This window comes from Streptomyces sp. NPDC052701 (assembly GCF_040678355.1).
Classification (GTDB): Bacteria; Actinomycetota; Actinomycetes; order Streptomycetales; family Streptomycetaceae; genus Streptomyces.
In genome coordinates, this window is the sequence record NZ_JBFATO010000002.1 from 319,704 (window position 1) to 336,597 (window position 16,894).

Annotated in this window: 15 protein-coding genes, 1 tRNA gene and 1 pseudogene; 14 read left to right on the forward strand and 3 right to left on the reverse strand. The window is 73.7% G+C overall.

Annotated features, from left to right (window positions below; translation table 11 throughout):
* The first annotated feature begins 39 nt into the window (after nt 1-39).
* The 5 genes from moaC to AB0L29_RS04585 all read left to right on the forward strand — a co-directional run bounded on the left by moaC (nt 40) and on the right by AB0L29_RS04585 (nt 3,303).
* On the forward strand, nt 40-549 hold the full coding sequence (gene moaC / locus AB0L29_RS04565) for a cyclic pyranopterin monophosphate synthase MoaC (protein WP_365823242.1): 510 nt from the start codon (nt 40-42) through the stop codon (nt 547-549).
* On the forward strand, nt 546-1,088 hold the full coding sequence (locus AB0L29_RS04570; protein WP_365823244.1) for a MogA/MoaB family molybdenum cofactor biosynthesis protein: 543 nt from the start codon (nt 546-548) through the stop codon (nt 1,086-1,088). The genes moaC and AB0L29_RS04570 overlap by 4 nt, the downstream gene beginning before the upstream one ends.
* A 23-nt stretch (nt 1,089-1,111) precedes the next feature.
* Complete coding sequence (locus AB0L29_RS04575) at nt 1,112-1,741, forward strand: GNAT family protein (RefSeq protein WP_365823439.1); 630 nt, start codon at nt 1,112-1,114, stop codon at nt 1,739-1,741.
* Nucleotides 1,742-1,912: 171 nt separating this feature from the next.
* Nucleotides 1,913-3,139 (forward strand): gephyrin-like molybdotransferase receptor GlpR, encoded by a 1,227-nt coding sequence (gene glpR, locus AB0L29_RS04580; protein WP_365823246.1) that lies wholly within the window; start codon nt 1,913-1,915, stop codon nt 3,137-3,139.
* Nucleotides 3,140-3,229: 90 nt separating this feature from the next.
* A tRNA-Ala gene (locus AB0L29_RS04585) sits at nt 3,230-3,303 on the forward strand.
* Between the two features lie 91 nt (nt 3,304-3,394).
* Here the strand turns inward: AB0L29_RS04585 and AB0L29_RS04590 are convergent.
* Nucleotides 3,395-3,871, reverse strand: a complete 477-nt coding sequence (locus tag AB0L29_RS04590; RefSeq protein ID WP_365823248.1) for a GNAT family N-acetyltransferase — start codon at nt 3,869-3,871, stop codon at nt 3,395-3,397.
* Nucleotides 3,872-3,956: 85 nt separating this feature from the next.
* On the opposite strand from AB0L29_RS04590, the gene AB0L29_RS04595 reads away from it, so the two are divergent.
* Nucleotides 3,957-4,760: an exodeoxyribonuclease III gene (locus AB0L29_RS04595; protein ID WP_365823250.1), complete on the forward strand. Its 804-nt coding sequence runs from the start codon at nt 3,957-3,959 to the stop codon at nt 4,758-4,760.
* A gap of 134 nt (nt 4,761-4,894) precedes the next feature.
* Here the strand turns inward: AB0L29_RS04595 and AB0L29_RS04600 are convergent, their stop codons facing one another.
* The gene (locus AB0L29_RS04600) at nt 4,895-5,545 is read right to left on the reverse strand and encodes a MerR family transcriptional regulator (protein WP_365823252.1); all 651 of its coding nucleotides are present in this window, start codon (nt 5,543-5,545) and stop codon (nt 4,895-4,897) included.
* Between the two features lie 132 nt (nt 5,546-5,677).
* On the opposite strand from AB0L29_RS04600, the gene AB0L29_RS04605 reads away from it, so the two are divergent.
* The 4 genes from AB0L29_RS04605 (at nt 5,678) to AB0L29_RS04620 (ending at nt 9,267) form a co-directional block, all read left to right on the forward strand.
* Nucleotides 5,678-7,210 carry an NAD(P)/FAD-dependent oxidoreductase gene (locus tag AB0L29_RS04605; RefSeq protein WP_365823254.1) on the forward strand — a complete coding sequence of 511 codons (1,533 nt, stop codon included), beginning with the start codon at nt 5,678-5,680 and terminating at the stop codon, nt 7,208-7,210.
* Entirely contained in the window at nt 7,207-8,124 is a 918-nt protein-coding gene (locus tag AB0L29_RS04610) for an alpha/beta hydrolase (RefSeq protein WP_365823256.1), read from the forward strand. The genes AB0L29_RS04605 and AB0L29_RS04610 overlap by 4 nt, the downstream gene beginning before the upstream one ends.
* Nucleotides 8,121-9,005, forward strand: a complete 885-nt coding sequence (locus AB0L29_RS04615) for an SDR family oxidoreductase (protein WP_365823258.1) — start codon at nt 8,121-8,123, stop codon at nt 9,003-9,005. The genes AB0L29_RS04610 and AB0L29_RS04615 overlap by 4 nt, the downstream gene beginning before the upstream one ends.
* A gap of 76 nt (nt 9,006-9,081) precedes the next feature.
* On the forward strand, nt 9,082-9,267 hold the full coding sequence (locus AB0L29_RS04620; protein WP_365823260.1) for a hypothetical protein: 186 nt from the start codon (nt 9,082-9,084) through the stop codon (nt 9,265-9,267).
* A gap of 168 nt (nt 9,268-9,435) precedes the next feature.
* Here AB0L29_RS04620 and AB0L29_RS04625 read toward each other — a convergent pair whose 3' ends face one another.
* Entirely contained in the window at nt 9,436-12,660 is a 3,225-nt protein-coding gene (locus AB0L29_RS04625) for a S41 family peptidase (protein WP_365823262.1), read from the reverse strand.
* A 157-nt stretch (nt 12,661-12,817) separates the two neighbouring features.
* On the opposite strand from AB0L29_RS04625, the gene AB0L29_RS04630 reads away from it, so the two are divergent.
* The 4 genes and pseudogenes from AB0L29_RS04630 to AB0L29_RS04645 all read left to right on the forward strand — a co-directional run bounded on the left by AB0L29_RS04630 (nt 12,818) and on the right by AB0L29_RS04645 (nt 16,795).
* Nucleotides 12,818-13,417 carry a TetR/AcrR family transcriptional regulator gene (locus AB0L29_RS04630; protein ID WP_365823264.1) on the forward strand — a complete coding sequence of 200 codons (600 nt, stop codon included), beginning with the start codon at nt 12,818-12,820 and terminating at the stop codon, nt 13,415-13,417.
* Between the two features lie 100 nt (nt 13,418-13,517).
* The gene (locus AB0L29_RS04635; protein WP_365823266.1) at nt 13,518-15,734 is read left to right on the forward strand and encodes an MMPL family transporter; all 2,217 of its coding nucleotides are present in this window, start codon (nt 13,518-13,520) and stop codon (nt 15,732-15,734) included.
* A gap of 220 nt (nt 15,735-15,954) precedes the next feature.
* On the forward strand, nt 15,955-16,446 hold the full coding sequence (locus tag AB0L29_RS04640; RefSeq protein ID WP_365823268.1) for a YbaK/EbsC family protein: 492 nt from the start codon (nt 15,955-15,957) through the stop codon (nt 16,444-16,446).
* Nucleotides 16,443-16,795 (forward strand): annotated as a pseudogene (locus AB0L29_RS04645) (hypothetical protein). Before AB0L29_RS04640 ends, AB0L29_RS04645 begins: the two are co-directional and overlap by 4 nt.
* Nucleotides 16,796-16,894: the final 99 nt, after the last annotated feature.

Consider the following 16,894-nt stretch of genomic DNA (forward strand, 5'->3'; position numbering starts at 1 on the left):
CGCACCGCGACGGGCCCGGACCGGGAGCGCCACACGAGCATGAGCACGCAGGACCGACCCACCCAGGACCGACCCGCCCAGGACCGGCTGACGCACCTCGACGACGCGGGCGCCGCCCGCATGGTCGACGTGTCGGAGAAGGACGTGACCGCGCGCACCGCCCGGGCCAGCGGGCGGGTGCTGGTCTCGCCGCGCGTGGTCGGGCTGCTGCGCGGCGAGGGCGTCCCCAAGGGCGACGCCCTGGCCACCGCGCGGATCGCGGGCATCATGGGAGCCAAACGCACCCCCGACCTGATCCCGCTGTGCCACCCGTTGGCGCTCTCCGGTGTGACACTGGACCTGTCGGTCGCGGACGACGCCGTGGAGATCCGGGCCACCGTGCGGACGACGGACCGCACGGGCGTCGAGATGGAGGCCCTCACCGCGGTCTCCGTCGCCGCGCTCACCGTGATCGACATGGTCAAGGCGGTCGACAAGGGAGCGGTCATCACGGACGTGCGGGTGGAGGAGAAGACGGGCGGCACATCGGGCGACTGGAGCCGGGCATGACTTTCGACGCGTCGGCCGGCGGGGCACCGCCCGCCCCGTACAGGGCTCTGGTGATCACCGCCTCCAACCGGGCCGCCGCCGGTGTCTACCAGGACAGGGGCGGCCCGTTAACCGCCGACGGCCTCAGGGGCTTCGGGTTCGCCGTCGACGGCCCGCAGGTGGTCCCCGACGGCGACCCCGTGGAGGCCGCGCTGCGCGCCGGCGTCGAGGCGGGCTACGACGTGATCGTCACCACGGGCGGCACGGGCGTCTCGCCCACCGACCGCACCCCCGAGGCCACCCGCCGGGTGATCGACCGGGAGATCCCGGGCATCGCGGAGGCCGTCCGGGCGTTCGGACGGGAGAAGGTGCCGACCGCGGCCCTGTCCCGGGGACTGGCCGGAGTGGCGGGAGGGACGCTGATCGTCAATCTGCCGGGTTCGGCCGGCGGTGTCAGGGACGGCCTGGCCGTCCTGGAGCCCCTGCTGGCGCACGCCGTCGACCAGATCCGCGGTGGTGACCACCCCAGACCGGACACCAGTAGTGGGGGTGCGAGCTGAACGGTCCGACCTGGCCCGTCGAGCTGGTGGACGGCGACGTCCGCCTGAGGCCGATAAAGCTGCGCGACCAGCGGGCCTGGCGCGAGGTCAACCGGCGCAACCGCGACTGGCTGCGCCCCTGGGAGGCGACCATCCCGCCGCCCGGGCCCGGCGGGCCGACCGCCCACCGGCCCACCTACCGCCAGATGGTCCGCCACCTGCGGCACGAGGCGAACGCGGGCCGGATGCTGCCGTTCGTCATCGAGTACCAGGGCCGGCTGGCCGGGCAGTTGACGGTCGCCGGGATCACCTGGGGCTCGATGTGCTCGGGCCACGTCGGCTACTGGGTGGACGAGGCGGTGGCCGGCCGCGGGGTGATGCCGACGGCCGTGGCGCTCGCCGTCGACCACTGTTTCCGCACCGTCGGACTGCACCGCATCGAGGTCTGCATTCGCCCCGAGAACGGGCCCAGCCGCCGCGTCGTGGAGAAACTCGGATTCCGCGAGGAGGGCCTCAGGCCGCGTTATCTCCACATCGACGGAGCCTGGCGCGACCACCTCGTCTTCGCCCTCACGGCGGAGGAGGTGCCCGAAGGGCTGCTCAGGCGCTGGCACCGGGCACGTTCCCACAAGGAGCCGCACAACCCCGGAATCCCGCACAGCCCCGGAAATTGAATAAATGTTCGAAATTGATCGGCCGACGGCCGTCTCGGGCGGGGAATTCGTGAGTCCGGCGGGCTGCTGATCGCATCGGTCGCAAAAAAATTTCGAAATATCAGCCGGATCGTGCGACACACCGGCTCAATTGGCAGATGGCCTCATGCAAACCCCTCTACCGTGTGAGGCGTGAGCAGCAGCGGCCTCATCTACGCAGTCATTGTCGGGGCCTGGGCCGCCTACTTGGTGCCGATGTGGCTCCGTAGGCAGGACGAGCTGAACGAGGCCCGTCCGACGGAACGCTTCAGCACCGCCATCCGGCTCCTGTCCGGACGCGCGGGCATGGAGCGCCGGTACGCCAGGGACCTGCGGGCGCGCTCCGCCGAGGAGGGGGAGCCGGGCGCCGTCGACCCGGACGCGGTCACCGACACGGTGGACGTCCGGGCCTTCGCCGTGTCCCAGACCCGTCCGCAGACGCAGGTGCCCGTACCGCCGCCCGCCGCGGAGCGGCCCGAACCCGAGCCGGACCCCGAGCGGCGCGGGCGGGTGCCGGCCGCCCGGCGCGCCCAGTCCGGACAGGCGGCGCAGGCGGCGCAGGCCGCCGCCGCGCGCGCCCAGCGCTCGAAGGTGCTCGCGCGCCGCCGGCGCACCACCACCGTGCTCTTCCTCGCCTTCACGCTCGGCGCGGTCGTCGCCGCGGTCGGAGGGCTGGCGTTCCTCTGGGCGCCCGGCGTGCCCGCCGTGATGCTCAGCGCGTACATCGCGTACCTGCGTTCCCAGGAGCGCCGCCGCTTCACCTACCAGATGGACCGCCGCCGGGCCGAGGCCGCGGCGCAGCGGCTGCGCGAGCGCCAGCCGCGCCGGCGCGCCTGCGACCCGTCCGACGCGTCCCCCGAGCCCCTGGACGAGGAGGCCGGCGAACCGGACCAGGCCACCGAGCCGGAGACCGACCCCGGCCTGTCGGCGCTCGCGGCGGACCGGCGCGCGCTCGTCGAGCAGACCGACCACGCCGAGTGGGTCGACCAGCAGCGCGAGCGGCAGCGCCGGCCGGGCCAGGGCGAGAGCTGGGAGCCGGTGCCGGTGCCGCTGCCGACGTACGTGACCGCACCGGTCGCGCCGCGGGCCACGGCGGACGTGGACCTGGGGGCGCCGGACACCTGGAGCTCGGCCCGGTCGAGCTCCGTCGCACCCGACCCGGAGGACGGCGCCGACGGCGCGGAGCCGGCGGGGGAGGTGCCCGATGGGGAGGAGAAGGCGGACGACGCCGGGCACGGCGACGCCCTCCCCCACGCTCGCAAACGCCCGCGCGGGGGGACCCCCGCGGCGGCGTCGGCCCGGCGGGCCAGGGAGCGCGGACGGACGCCGCTGTTCGACCAGTACGAGGACGGGGAGCGGCCCCGGGCCGCCAATGAGTAGCCCCGCGGCCCGCCCGCGCCGCCTGCGCCTCGCGCGCGGAACGGATTTTTGAGCAGGCCGATCGGGGTGCTAAAGTTTCACTCGTTGCAAGGGCCTGTGGCGCAGTCCGGTAGCGCACCTCGTTCGCATCGAGGGGGCCAGGGGTTCAAATCCCCTCAGGTCCACGCAGCATAGAGCCCCTGCCGGGAATCCCGGCAGGGGCTCTGTCGCGTCTTCGTGGGTCCGGCGCGGTGACCCGGCCTCAAGTGGCCCGCGTCACAGCGCCTTCGCGTAGCACAGGCTCTCCTCGTGGAACCGGTAGTAGCCGAACTTCTCGCACGGCTCGTAGCCGCTCGAGGTGTACAGGGCCACCGCCTCCGGCTGCTTGGTGCCGGTCTCCAGGACCATGCGCAGGCGGCCGGCCGCGCGGGCGTCCTCCTCCAGGGCGGCCAGGATGCGGCGGGCCAGGCCCCGGCCGCGCATCTCCTCCACCACGTACATCCGCTTCAGCTCGGCGTCCCCGTCGGCGTTGCCCTCGCCGTTCGCGTCCTGGGCGCGCCAGCCGCCCGATGCGACGGGGGTGTCGTCCTCGTCATAGGCGAGCAGGTACAGGCCGTTCGGCGGCTCGAAGTCCGACGGGTCCAGGGGCGTGGCGTCGCCGCCGTCGCCGTAGCGGACGTGGTACTCGGCCTGTACCTGGTCGTTCAGCTTGACGGCGTCGGGGTGGTCGAAGGCGACTGGGCGGATAATCATGCTGAGCACCGTATATCAATTCGTAAGTCGGAGGTGTGTCCGGTCCAGAACAGGACCCGGTCCAGTGTGCCGGTATCGTGCCGGGGTGCTGACTGTGACCTCCGTGAACGTGAACGGGCTGCGCGCCGCCGCGAAGAAGGGCTTCGTGCCCTGGCTCGCCGAGACCTCCGCCGATGTGCTGTGCCTCCAGGAGGTGCGTGCCGAGCCGGAGCAGCTGCCCGGGCACGTCCGCACCCCGGACGGGTGGCACGTGGTGCACGCCCCCGCCGCCGCCAAGGGCCGCGCGGGAGTCTCCCTGTACACCCGGCGGGAGCCCGAGCGCGTCCAGGTCGGCTTCGGGTCGGCCGAGTTCGACGGCAGCGGGCGCTACGTCGAGGCCGACCTGCCCGGGCTCACCGTCGCCTCCCTCTACCTGCCCTCCGGCGAGGTCGGCACCGAGCGGCAGGACGAGAAGGTGCGCTTCATGGGCGAGTTCCTCGCCTACCTCAAGGAGCTGCGGGAGCGGGCCGCCGCCGGCGGCCGCGAGGTCCTGGTCTGCGGTGACTGGAACATCGCCCACCGGAACGCGGACCTGAGGAACTGGCGCGGCAACACCAAGAACTCCGGCTTCCTGCCCGAGGAGCGCCAGTGGCTGGACCGGGTCCTCGATCCGGCCGACGGCGGGTACGTCGACGTCGTACGGGCGCTGCACCCGGACGTGGAGGGGCCGTACACGTGGTGGTCCTACCGGGGGCGGGCCTTCGACAACGACGCGGGCTGGCGCATCGACTACCAGATGGCCACGCCCGGGCTCGCGGACCGTGCCGTCAAGGGGTTCGTGGAGCGGGCCGCCACGCACGCCGAGCGGTGGTCGGACCACGCGCCGGTGACCGTGGTCTACGGGCCGTGACGGGCCCCGGCGGTCTCGGGGGCCGCGGACGCGGGGGCCTTCCCGCCCGGCCCGTGGCCGGCCGGTGAGGGTGCGACGGACGTCGGGGGCCGGAGGGCGGGGGGGGGCGGGCGGGTGTGCGGGAGGCGGGGGCGTCACCCGCGGCCGTGGTCCCGCAGCCGGCGGTCCAGGGCCAGGGACAGCTCCGCCTCCACCACGCTCTTGGCGAGCGGGCGCAGGCGCGCGGGGTCCTGTCCGGGGGCGTGGGTGCGGATCAGTCCGGCGAAGAGTTCGGCCAGGGCGTCGGCGTGTTCGCGCACGCGCGCGCCCGCCCGCAGGACCGCGGAGAGCGGGATGCCCTCGCGGACCAGGGCCGAGGAGACGTCGAGCAGACGGCGGCTGATGTGGACGATCTCGTCGCCGTCGGTGGCCAGGTAGCCGAGCTCCAGCGCGGCGGCCAGGTTCTCGGGGGTGGCCTCGCCCTCGAAGCGGGCGGCGAGTTCCTCGGGGGTGAGGCGGACGGGTTCCTCCTCGGTGGGGGTGCCCACGCCGAGCAGGTCGGCGACGTCCCGGCCGTGGTCGAAGGCCTCCGCGAGCTCGGCGATGCCGCTGAGGGTGTGGCCGCGTTCCAGCAGGGCCGAGATGGTGCGCAGGCGGGCCAGGTGGTGGTCGTCGTACCAGGCGATGCGGCCTTCGCGGCGCGGCGGCGGCAGCAGCTTGCGTTCGCGGTAGAAGCGCAGGGTGCGCACCGTGATGCCGGCCAGGCGGGCCAGCTCTTCCATGCGGTATTCACGCTTCTCGGCCACCTGGGCACCTTAAGGCGTACCGGCGGTAACTTTCCTCGCGCCGCCCCCTACCCATGAGTACGGAGCTGCTCTACGCTCCCACTGCGCCAGTGTTCACTGGCGGAGTTCTAGGCGATGCGTGGAGGCTTCGGGATGGCCGAGCACGAACACGAGCGTGCGCAGGAACATGTACGGGTCGCGGTGGTCGGGTCCGGGTTCGGCGGGCTGGGCGCCGCCGTGCGGCTGCGCCGCGAGGGGATCACCGACTTCGTCGTGCTGGAGCGGGCCGGCAGCGTCGGCGGGACCTGGCGCGACAACAGCTATCCGGGGTGCGCGTGTGACGTACCGTCACACCTGTACTCGTTCTCCTTCGCGCCCAACCCGGACTGGCCGCGCACCTTCTCCGGGCAGGAGCACATCCGCGCCTACCTGGAGCACGTCACGGACGTCTTCGGGCTCCGGCCGCACATCCGCTTCGACTCGGAGGTGACGCGGATGACGTGGAACGGCGAGCGGCTGTGCTGGGACGTCGAGACCACGGGCGGGCGCCTGTCCGCCGACGTCGTCGTGTCCGCCACCGGTCCGCTGTCCGACCCGAAGATCCCCGAGATCCCGGGGCTGGACACCTTCCCCGGCAAGGTCTTCCACTCCGCCCGCTGGGACCACGACTACGACCTCGCCGGCAAGCGGGTGGCCGTGGTGGGGACGGGTGCCTCCGCCATCCAGATCGTGCCGTCCATCCAGCCCCGCGTCGGACGGCTGACGCTCTTCCAGCGCACCCCGCCCTGGGTGATGCCCCGCATCGACCGCGCCATCAGCGGCGCCGAGCGGTGGCTGCACCGGCAGCTGCCCGTCACCGCCCAGCTGCGCCGCGGACTGCTCTGGGGCATCCGGGAGCTGCAGGTCCAGGCGTTCACCAAGCACCCCGACGAGCTCGGGTTCGTCGAGCGGCTGGCCAAGCGCAACATGGCCCGCGCCATCAAGGACCCGGCCCTGCGCGCCAAGCTGACGCCCGGCTACCGCATCGGCTGCAAGCGGATCCTGCTGTCCAGCGAGTACTACCCGGCGCTCGCCCGGCCGAACGTGGACGTCGTCGCCGGCGGGCTCGTCGAGGTCCGCGGCTCCACCCTCGTCGCCGCCGACGGCACCGAGGCGGAGGCCGACGCCATCGTCTTCGGCACCGGCTTCCACGTCACCGACATGCCCATCGCCGAGCGGGTGGTGGGGGCCGACGGGCGCACGCTGGCCGAGGTCTGGAAGGGCGGCATGCAGGCCCTGCGCGGCGCCTGCGCGGCCGGCTTCCCCAACTGGATGTCGATCATCGGGCCCAACACGGGCCTGGGGAACTCGTCCATGATCCTCATGATCGAGTCCCAGCTGAACTACCTGGCCGACTACCTCCGCCGGCTCGACGCCCTCGGCGGCCGGGCCGCCCTCGACGCCCGCCCGAGCGCCGTGCGCGCATGGAACCACCGGGTCCAGGAGCGCATGAAGCGCACCGTGTGGAACACCGGCGGCTGCACCAGCTGGTACCTGGACGCGGCCGGCCGCAACACCACGATCTGGCCGGGCACCACCGCCGAGTTCCGGCGCGCGACACGACGGGTGGACCCGGCGGAGTACGAGGTGCTGCGCGCCCCGGCCCGGCAGGACGCCGCCCGGCGGGACGCGGAGGTGGGCGCGTGAGCCGCCTGCCGCACGTCTCCACCGGCCCCTACGCCCCGCCCGCCCCCGCGCGCGAACTGACCGTCCGGTCCGCCGACGGCGCCCGTCTGCACGTCGAGGTGCACGGACCCGAGGACGCCCCCGCGGTCGTCCTCGCCCACGGCTGGACCTGCTCGACCGCCTTCTGGGCGGCGCAGATCCGCGACCTGGCCGCCGACCACCGGGTCATCGCCTACGACCAGCGCGGCCACGGACGCAGCCCGGCGAGCCCGGTGTGCAGCACCGACGCGCTCGCCGACGACCTGCAGGCCGTGCTGGAGGCGACGCTCGCCCCGGGCGAGAAGGCCGTGATCGCCGGGCACTCCATGGGCGGCATGACGGTGATGGCGGCCTCCACCCGCCCCGCCTTCCGGGCGCACGCGGCGGCCGTCCTGCTGTGCAGCACGGGCAGTTCGCAGCTGGTCGCCGCCTCCACGGTGGTGCCGATCCGGGCCGGACGGCTGCGCACCTGGCTGACCCGGCACATCCTCGGCTCCCGCGCACCGCTCGGGCCGGTCACGCCCCTGGCCCGCCGGATCCTGAAGTACGGCACGATGGGCCCGGGTTCGGCCCCGCACATGGTCGAGGCGTGCGCCCGCATCGTGCACGCCTGCCCCCGCCGGGTGCGCCACTCCTGGTCGCAGGTGCTCGGCCTGCTCGACCTCGACCACGGCGTACGGGAGTTGACGGTGCCCACGGAGGTGCTCGTCGGCACGGCCGACCGGCTGACGCCGCCGGCGCAGGCACGGGCGCTGGCCGCCGCGCTGCCGCACTGCACCGGGCTCACCGAACTGCCCGGCATCGGCCACATGGCACCGGTCGAGGCGCCGGAGCCGGTCAGCGCGAGGATACGGACACTCGTCACCACCCATCTGCGGGTGAAGGAGGGCACATGAGCAGGGTGAGCCTGGAGGGGCAGGTCGCCGTCGTCACCGGAGCGGCGCGCGGCGTGGGGGAGTTGCTGGCCCGCAAGCTGTCCGCGCGCGGGGCGAGGGTGGCGCTGGTCGGGCTGGAGCCGGACGTGCTCGAGCAGGTCTGCGGACGGCTGCACGGTGACAGCGACCACTGGTACGCCGACGTCACCGACCACGAGGCGATGGCCCGGGTCGCCCGGGAGGTCCGGGAGCGCTTCGGCAGGGCCGACGTCGTCGTCGCCAACGCCGGTGTCGCCACCGGCGGGCCCTTCGTCGACTCCGACCCGGAGTCCTGGCGGCGGGTGATCGAGGTGAACCTCGTCGGGTCGGCGGTGACGGCCCGGGCCTTCCTGCCGCTGCTGCTGGAGAGCCGGGGCTACCTGCTCCAGATCGCCTCCCTCGCCGCGATCACCCCCGCGCCGATGATGACCGCGTACTGCGCCTCCAAGGCCGGTGTGGAGGCCTACGCGCACAGCCTGCGCGCCGAGGTCGGGTACCGGGGGGTGCGGGTCGGCGTCGGGTACCTGTCGTGGACCGACACCGACATGGTGCGCGGGGCCGACCAGCAGGACGTGATGCGGGAGTTGAGGCAGCGGCTGCCGTGGCCGGCCAACAGGACCTACCCGCTGGGCCCGGCGGTGGACCGGCTCGTGGCCGGCATCGAGCGGCGGTCGAGCCATGTGTACGGGCAGTGGTGGCTGCGCGGCATGCAGGGCGTGCGCGGGTACCTGCCCGGGGTGATCGGGAGCGTGGGGCAGCGGGAGATGCGGCGGTTCGCGGACCGGCTCGCGGGCATGCGAACGGGCCTGGTGGGAGCGGGCGGTGCGGCCGACGAGCGGCAACGTGTCACGCACCGTGAGTGATCGACATGCACAGGGTCACCACCCGTGTGAATCTGGTCGGGCCAGATCCCCACACCCCCCACGGGAGTGAACCCACATGGGTATGAAGGACCAGTTCCAGGAGAAGTCCGAGCGTCTGCAGGAGCAGGCCAAGCAGAAGCTCGGCGAGGCCAAGGACCGCGGCCGGCAGCGCGGCCGCCGGAGCGAGGACCGCGACGACGAGGCCATGGAGCGCCAGCGGCGCGAGGAGCAGGACCGGTTCGAGCCCGACTACGACGCCTAGCCGCTGCGCCCGGCTCGGGCCGATGACGCGGGGTGCCCTGCTGCGGAGGGCGCCCCGCGTCGCCGTCCGGCCCCTGGAGGCGCGGCGCCGGGCGCGGGCGGACGGGGGCCGGTCACGCGGCTCCCGCGCCTGCTGAGGGCGCTGTTGAGGGCGTCACCCCGCCGTCCGTCACTGCCGTGGCGGGAGCTTCGGGCGGGAGCGGTCCGGTACGTCGCTGTAAGTCGGCGGCGTGGCGGGCGGGTTGCTGTCCAGGAGCCGCACGGCGAGTTCGACCGCGTCGGCGAGCTGGGCGTTGCGGCCCTCCGCCCAGTCCAGGGGGGTGCGCGGCACCTCCAGGTCGGGGGCGACGCCCTTGTTCTCGACCGACCAGCCGTAGGCGTCGAACCAGGCCGCGTTCATCGGCACGGTGATCACCGTGCCGTCGCCCAGGCGGTGGCGGCCGGTCATGCCGACCACGCCGCCCCAGGTGCGCTGGCCGACCACCGGGCCCAGCCCGAGCAGCTTGAAGGCGGCCGTGATCATGTCGCCGTCGGAGGAGGTGGCCTCGTCCGCGAGGGCCACCACCGGGCCGCGCGGGGCGTTGGAGGTGTACGACACCGGCTGGGCGTCGCGGGTGAGGTCCCAGCCGAGGATGGTGCGGCTCAGTTTCTCGATGACGAGCTCGCTGATGTGCCCGCCCGCGTTGCCGCGCACGTCCACGATCAGCGCCGGGCGGGACACCTCCATGCGCAGGTCGCGGTTGAACTGCGCCCAGCCCGAGCCGCCCATGTCGGGGATGTGCAGGTAGCCGCACCGGCCGCCGCTCAACTCCCGCACGACCTGCCGGCGTTTGGCCACCCAGTCCTGGTAGCGCAGGGGGCGTTCGTCGACGAGCGGGACGACCGCGACCCGGCGGGGCGGGCCCTCGCCCCCGGCCGGGGCGAAGGTCAGCTCCACGGTCGTCCCGCCCGCGCCCGCCAGCAGCGGGTAGGGGCCCGCCACCGGGTCGACCGGGCGGCCGTCGACGTGGGTGAGGACGGCGCCCTCGCGGATGCCGGTGCCGGCCAGCGGGGAGCGGGCCTTGGAGTCGGAGGAGTCGCCGGGCAGGATCCGCTGGACCGCCCAGCCGCCGTCGCGGGGGACGAGGTTGGCGCCGAGCAGGCCCTGCCGGCGCTGGTAGTGGGCGGGGCCCTCGTCGCGGCGGGCGGCGGCGACGTACGCGTGGGAGGTGCCGAGTTCGCCGAGCACCTCGCGCAGCAGGTCGGCGAACTCGTCCGGGGAGGCGACCCGTTCGACCAGCGGGCGGTACTGGTCCAGCACCCCGTCCCAGTCGATGCCGCACATGCCGGGGTCCCAGAAGTGGGCGCGGATCAGGCGCCCGGCCTCGTCGTACGCCTGGCGCCACTCGGCGGCCGGGTCGACCTGGTGCAGGATGCGGCGCAGGTCGATCCAGGTGGTGGAGTCGCCGTCGCCGGGCTCGGTGGCGGGCACCGCGCGCAGGTCGCCCTCGTCGAGCAGGACCAGCCGGGTGCCGTCGCCGCTCACCGCGAACCGGTCGAGGTGGCCGACCAGTTCGGACTTCCTCGCCTTGGCGAGGTTGAAGTGCTCCAGGGTCGGCCGCTCGCTCGGGTCGTCCGGGTTGGCGAAGGTCTCGCCGAGCGCTCCGGAGATCGGCCAGCGCAGCCAGACCAGGCCGCCGCCCGCGACCGGGTGCAGCGCGGAGTACTTGGAGGCCGCGACCGGGAACGGCGTCACCCGGTTCTCCAGCCCCTCCACCTCCACGGTCACCGCGCCGGACTCGCCGGCCTCCTCGACCGGGTCCAGGCCGCCGGCGGCCGGGCGGCCCTCCGGGTTCAGCGCGAACGGCGAGGGGGTGGCCGACGACAGCGGCACCAGGTACGGCCGGCAGCCCAGCGGGAAGGACAGGTCCCCGGTGTGCACGTCGTAGACCGGGTCGAAGCCGCGCCAGGAGAGGAAGGCGAGGTAGCGGCCGTCCCGGGTGAACACCGGGTTCTCGTCCTCGAAGCGGCCGTTGGTGACGTCGACGACGAAGCCGTCCGCGATCCTCGCCATCTTGATCTGCCGCAACGACCGCCCGATCCCCGGGTGCGACCACGTCAGCCACGCCCCGTCCGGTGAGAAGGCCAGGTCCCGCACCGGCCCGTTGACCGAGCGGACGAGCTCGGCGGCCTCGCCGTCCGACTCCTCCGCCAGGCCGGTCAGCAGCAGCCGCCCGTCGTGCGAGGCGACGGCCAGCCGCTCGCCCCCGGGGTCCGACACCATCTCCAGCACCCGGCCCAGCCGCCCCGGGGCCAGCCGCCGGGGCGCGCGGTCGCCGGTCGCCCGGGGCAGGGAGGCGATCTCGATCGCGTCCTCGCCCTCCGCGTCCGTCACGTACGCCACCTGCCCGCTCGCGCCGAGCATCTCCGGCAGGCGCACCCGGACGCCCGGGGTGTCGGTGAGGGTGCGCGCCGGGCCGTCCCGGTGGGTGAGCCAGTACAGGCTGCCGCGGACGACGACGGCGCTCGCGCGGCCCGTCTCGTCGACGGAGACGCCGTCGACGTGCTGCGCGGCGGGCACGTGGTACCGGCGCCGTCCCGCGCGCGGCCCGCTCAGGCGCACGTCGAGCCGGCGCGGCCGGGAGCCGGGGGACAGGTCGTCGACGATCCACAGGTCGCCCGCGCACTGGTAGACGACCCGCGTGCCGTCGCTGGAGGCGTGCCGGGCGTAGCAGGCGTCGTGGTCGGTGTGGCGGCGCAGGTCGGAGCCGTCGTGGGCGCACGAGTAGAGGTTGCCGACGCCCTCGTGGTCGGAGAGGAAGGCGATCCGGCCGCCGGCGAACAGCGGGGAGTGCAGGTGGCCGTGCAGATCGGCGAGCAGCCGCTGCCCGTGCAGCCACAGGCGGCCCGTGGCGCCGCCCCGGTAGCGCTTCCAGGCAGCCGGTTCGTGCGGCGGGGTGCCGGTCAGCAGCAGCGTCCTGCGGACGCCGTCGAGGTCGGCGACCTGGATGTCGGAGGCCGGCCCCCAGGGCAGCTTGCGGCCCGGGTCACCGTCGGGGGAGACCTTGTAGGCCCAGGTGAAGTGCGAGAAGGGCTCGCCGTGCGAGGCCACGGCGAGAATGTCCCCGTCCGGGGACCAGCCGCACACCCGCGTGTCGGCGCTCCCCCAGTAGCTCAGCTGCCGCCCCGGGCCGCCGTCCACCGGCACCAGGTGGACCTCCGGCGCCAGGCTGCGCCAGCTCGTGCAGGCGACGTGGCGGCCGTCGGGGGAGAAGCGCGGGTGGCCGGTCTTGGTGCGGTCGACGGTGAGCCGCCAGGCGCGGCCGGGTTCGTCGAGGGGGGCGAGCCAGAGATCGTCCTCGGCCACGAAGCACAGGAGGCCGTCATGGAGGTGCGGGAGGCGCAGATAGCTCACTTCCCCATGCTTTTACGGGCGGGGACGGGCGGCAACTCGTACCGGAACGGACGGAGTGACATGGCACACGTACGAAACGGTTTCGTTCTTTTCCCGCCTCCGCGCTATGGTGGAGGGGTACGAAACCGTATCGTTCAGATGCAGGAGGGTGAGAGGGATGGCCGAGGCCGCCGTGGCGCGTCGCAGCCGCATCACTCCCGAGCGCGAGGCCGAGCTGTACGAGGCCGTGCTCGACCTGCTGCGCGAGGTCGGCTACGACGCCCTCACCATGGACGCCGTGGCCGCCCGCACCCGGTCCAGCAAGGCCACGCTCTACCGCCAGTGGGGCGGCAAGGCCGAGCTGGTCGTCAAGGCCGTCCGGCACAGCAAGCCGGGCAAGACCGGCGAGATCGACACCGGCACCCTCCGGGGCGATCTGCACGCGCTGGTGGAGCTGGACGACGACTGCACCATCGAGCAGAACTCCGCGCTGATGCGCGGCGTGGCGATGGCCATGCACAACAACGCGGATCTGCGCCGGGTGTTCCGGGACCAGTTCATCGAACCGGAGATGGCGGAGTTCAGACGCGTGATCCAGCGCGCCGTCGACCGGGGCGAGGTCCGCCCGGACTGCCCCGCGCTGGACTTCCTGCTCCACATGCTGGTCGGCGGGTTCGCCACCCGCGCGCTCCTCGACGACCAGCCGCCGAGCCGGGCCTTCCTCCTCTCGTACATCGACGCCGTGGTCCTCCCCGCCCTCGGCGTGCCCACCCCCTGACACGTCCCCGAGCAAGCCCCTACCTGACGTCACCGCTCACGTCGTCGGGCTGATCACCCCTGCCCTGACAAACCCACGACCTGACCGGGAGTACGCCCCAGTGGCCACGTTCCTCTACAGACTCGGCCGGCTCGCCTTCCGGCGACGGCACCTCGTCGCCCTGATATGGGTGGCGCTGCTGACCCTCGCCGGTGCCGGCGCGGCCGGCGCGCCCGCCGCGGGCACCACCTCCTTCTCCATCCCCGGCACCGAGGCCCAGAAGGCCTTCGACCTGCTGGAAGAGCGCTTCCCCGGGATGAGCGCCGACGGCGCCACCGCGCGGGTCGTCTTCAAGGCGCCCGACGGCGAGAAGATGACCGACGCCGGCCCCAAGGCGACCGTCGAGAAGACCGTCGAGGAGCTGTCCGCCGGCTCCGAGGTCGCCTCCGTCACCGACCCGTACCGGGCGAGGGCCGTCAGCAAGGACGGCACCATCGCCTACGCCCAGGTCTCGTACGAGGTCTCCGGCATGGAGCTGACGGACGCCAGCAAGGACGCCCTGGAGGGCGCCGCGCGGGACGCGCGGGAGGCCGGGCTGACCGTCGAGATCGGCGGCGACGCCCTGCAGGCGGTCCCGCACACCGGCACCGCCGAGATCATCGGCATCGCGATCGCCGCGATCGTCCTGGTCATCACCTTCGGCTCGCTGCTCGCGGCCGGCCTGCCGCTGCTGACGGCGATCATCGGCGTCGGCATCGGCGTCTCCACGATCGCGGCGCTGGCCAGCACCCTCGACCTGGGCTCCACCACCTCCACCCTGGCGACGATGATCGGCCTGGCGGTCGGCATCGACTACGCGCTGTTCATCGTCTCCCGCTACCGCGCCGAACTGGCCGAGGGCCGCGAGCGCGAGGAGGCGGCCGGCCGGGCCGTCGGCACGGCGGGTTCGGCGGTGGTCTTCGCGGGCCTGACCGTCGTCATCGCGCTGGTGGGCCTGTCGGTCGTCAACATCCCGATGCTGACGAAGATGGGTGTCGCGGCGGCCGGCACGGTCGCCATCGCGGTGCTCATCGCCCTGACGATGATCCCGGCCCTGCTGGGCTACGCGGGCCGGCGGGTGCGCCCGGCCGGCGAGAAGAGCAAGCTGCTGGGCGGCGGTCGCGCCCCGAAGAAGCCCGGGCGCCCCAACATGGGCACGCGCTGGGCCAGCTTCGTCGTACGCCGTCCGGTCGCGGTCCTGCTGCTCGGCGTCCTCGGCCTCGGCGCGGCGGCCGTCCCGGCGTCCTCCCTGGAACTGGGCCTGCCCGACGACGGCTCCCAGCCGGTGTCCACCACGCAGCGCCGCGCCTACGACCTGCTGTCGGAGGGCTTCGGCCCCGGCTTCAACGGCCCGCTGATGGTGGTGGTCGACGCCAAGGGCTCCAAGGACCCGCAGGCGGCCTTCACCGAGGTCGGCGACGAGATCAAGGGCCTGAAGGACGTCGTGACGGTGACGCCGCCGGCCCCCAACAAGGCCGGGGACACCGCGACGATCACCGTGATCCCGGACTCCAAGCCGTCGTCGGCGACGACGGAGGACCTGGTGCACGGCATCCGTGACGCGGGTGCCGGGCTCCGGGCCGACACGGGCGCCGACGTCCTGGTCACCGGCGCGACGGCGATGAACATCGACGTCTCGCAGAAGCTGAACGACGCGCTGGTGCCGTACCTGGTCCTGGTGGTCGGCCTGGCCTTCCTCCTGCTGATCGTGGTGTTCCGCTCGATCCTGGTCCCGCTGAAGGCGGCCCTCGGCTTCCTGCTCAGCGTGATGGCGGCCCTCGGCGCCGTGGTCGCCGTCTTCCAGTGGGGCTGGCTGGCGGACCTGATGGGCGTCGAGGAGACCGGGCCGGTCATGTCGATGATGCCGATCTTCATGGTGGGCGTGGTCTTCGGCCTGGCGATGGACTACGAGGTGTTCCTCGTGACCCGGATGCGGGAGGCCTTCGTCCACGGCGAGAAGCCGAGCCAGGCGGTGGTGACGGGCTTCCGGCACGGCGCGCGGGTCGTCACGGCGGCAGCCGTGATCATGATGGCGGTCTTCGCCGGCTTCATCGGCTCCAGCGAGGCGATGGTCAAGATGATCGGCTTCGGCCTGGCGATCGCGGTCTTCTTCGACGCGTTCGTCGTCCGCATGGCCGTCGTCCCGGCGGTCCTGGCCCTGCTCGGCCGCAAGGCCTGGTGGCTGCCGAAGTGGCTGGACCGCGCCCTGCCCAACGTCGACGTCGAGGGCGAGGGGCTGCGGTCGGCGGCCGACGCGGGGAAGCACGCGGACCCGGACGGGGAGCTGGTGCGCGTCTGACGGCTCCCGCGCGCGGGACCGGCCGGTGAGGGCTCCCTGGAACAGGGGGCCCTCACCGGCTTCTTCACGGCCTTCCCGGGCCCGGGGCGGGGAAGGCGCCCCCGCGGGGAACGTCCCGGTGCCCCGCGGCGGGAACGCGGCGGACGGGGAGGGCGACAGCCCCGCCCGCGGGCGCGCAATCCCGTCGCGCGTCCCGTGCGCCCACCGCTAGCGTGCGCCCATGACGACGACAGGAGCGCACCCCCGTTTCGCCGAGGCCCTGGACGACCTGGGGCTCGGCCACCTCCACGCCCGCATCCGCCGCTTCCCCGACGCCACCCGTACCGCGGCCGAGGCCGCCGCGGCGATCGGGTGCGAGCCGGGCCGGATCTGCAAGTCGCTGGTCTTCGCGGCGGACGGCGTGCCGGTGCTGGTGCTGGTGGACGGCGCGTCGCGGGTCGACGTGGAGCTCGTGCGCGGGGAACTGGGCGCCGGGAAGGTGACGCGGGCCGACGCCGGCGTCGTACGGGAGACGACGGGGTACGCGATCGGCGGCGTGCCGCCCTTCGGGCACCGGCGGCGGACCCGGGTGCTCGCGGACCGGGGGCTGCTGGACCACGACACGGTGTGGGCCGCGGCCGGGACCCCGTACACCGTCTTCCCCATGGCGCCCGCAGCGCTGATCACCCACGCCGGTGCCACCCTGGTGGACGTGCGCGAGCGCCTTTCGTGACACCGCTGGTCACCACCGCCGCCCTGCTCGCCGCCGTCACACACGCCGGCTGGAACGCCAACGCCACAAGATCACCGACAAGCTTGCCGGGTTCATGCTGATATCTGGGGGCGGGGTGCTGATCGGGCTGGGCGGGGCGTGGCCGTATCTGCTCGCCTCGGCCGCCCTCCACATCGCTTGGCTGATGGTGGTGCAGGGTGTGGTGACCCCGGCGTACGCCGTGAGCCGCCGACGCGGACGGACCGCCGCCCTGCCCGTCGCCGCCTACGCCCTGGTGTTGTGGGCGCAGACTGGAGCGGAGCTCGCGCCTGTCGCCGCGCTGCGGGAGTCGTCGGTCAAGTTGCTCTGATGTGGTAATTGCTTCGCTGGCCAGGTGGCAAGATGGGGAACTGGATGCACTGAGCAGTCCGCGCTTTTGGCTAACTCCATCTGAGCCGGTAGCGGGCGC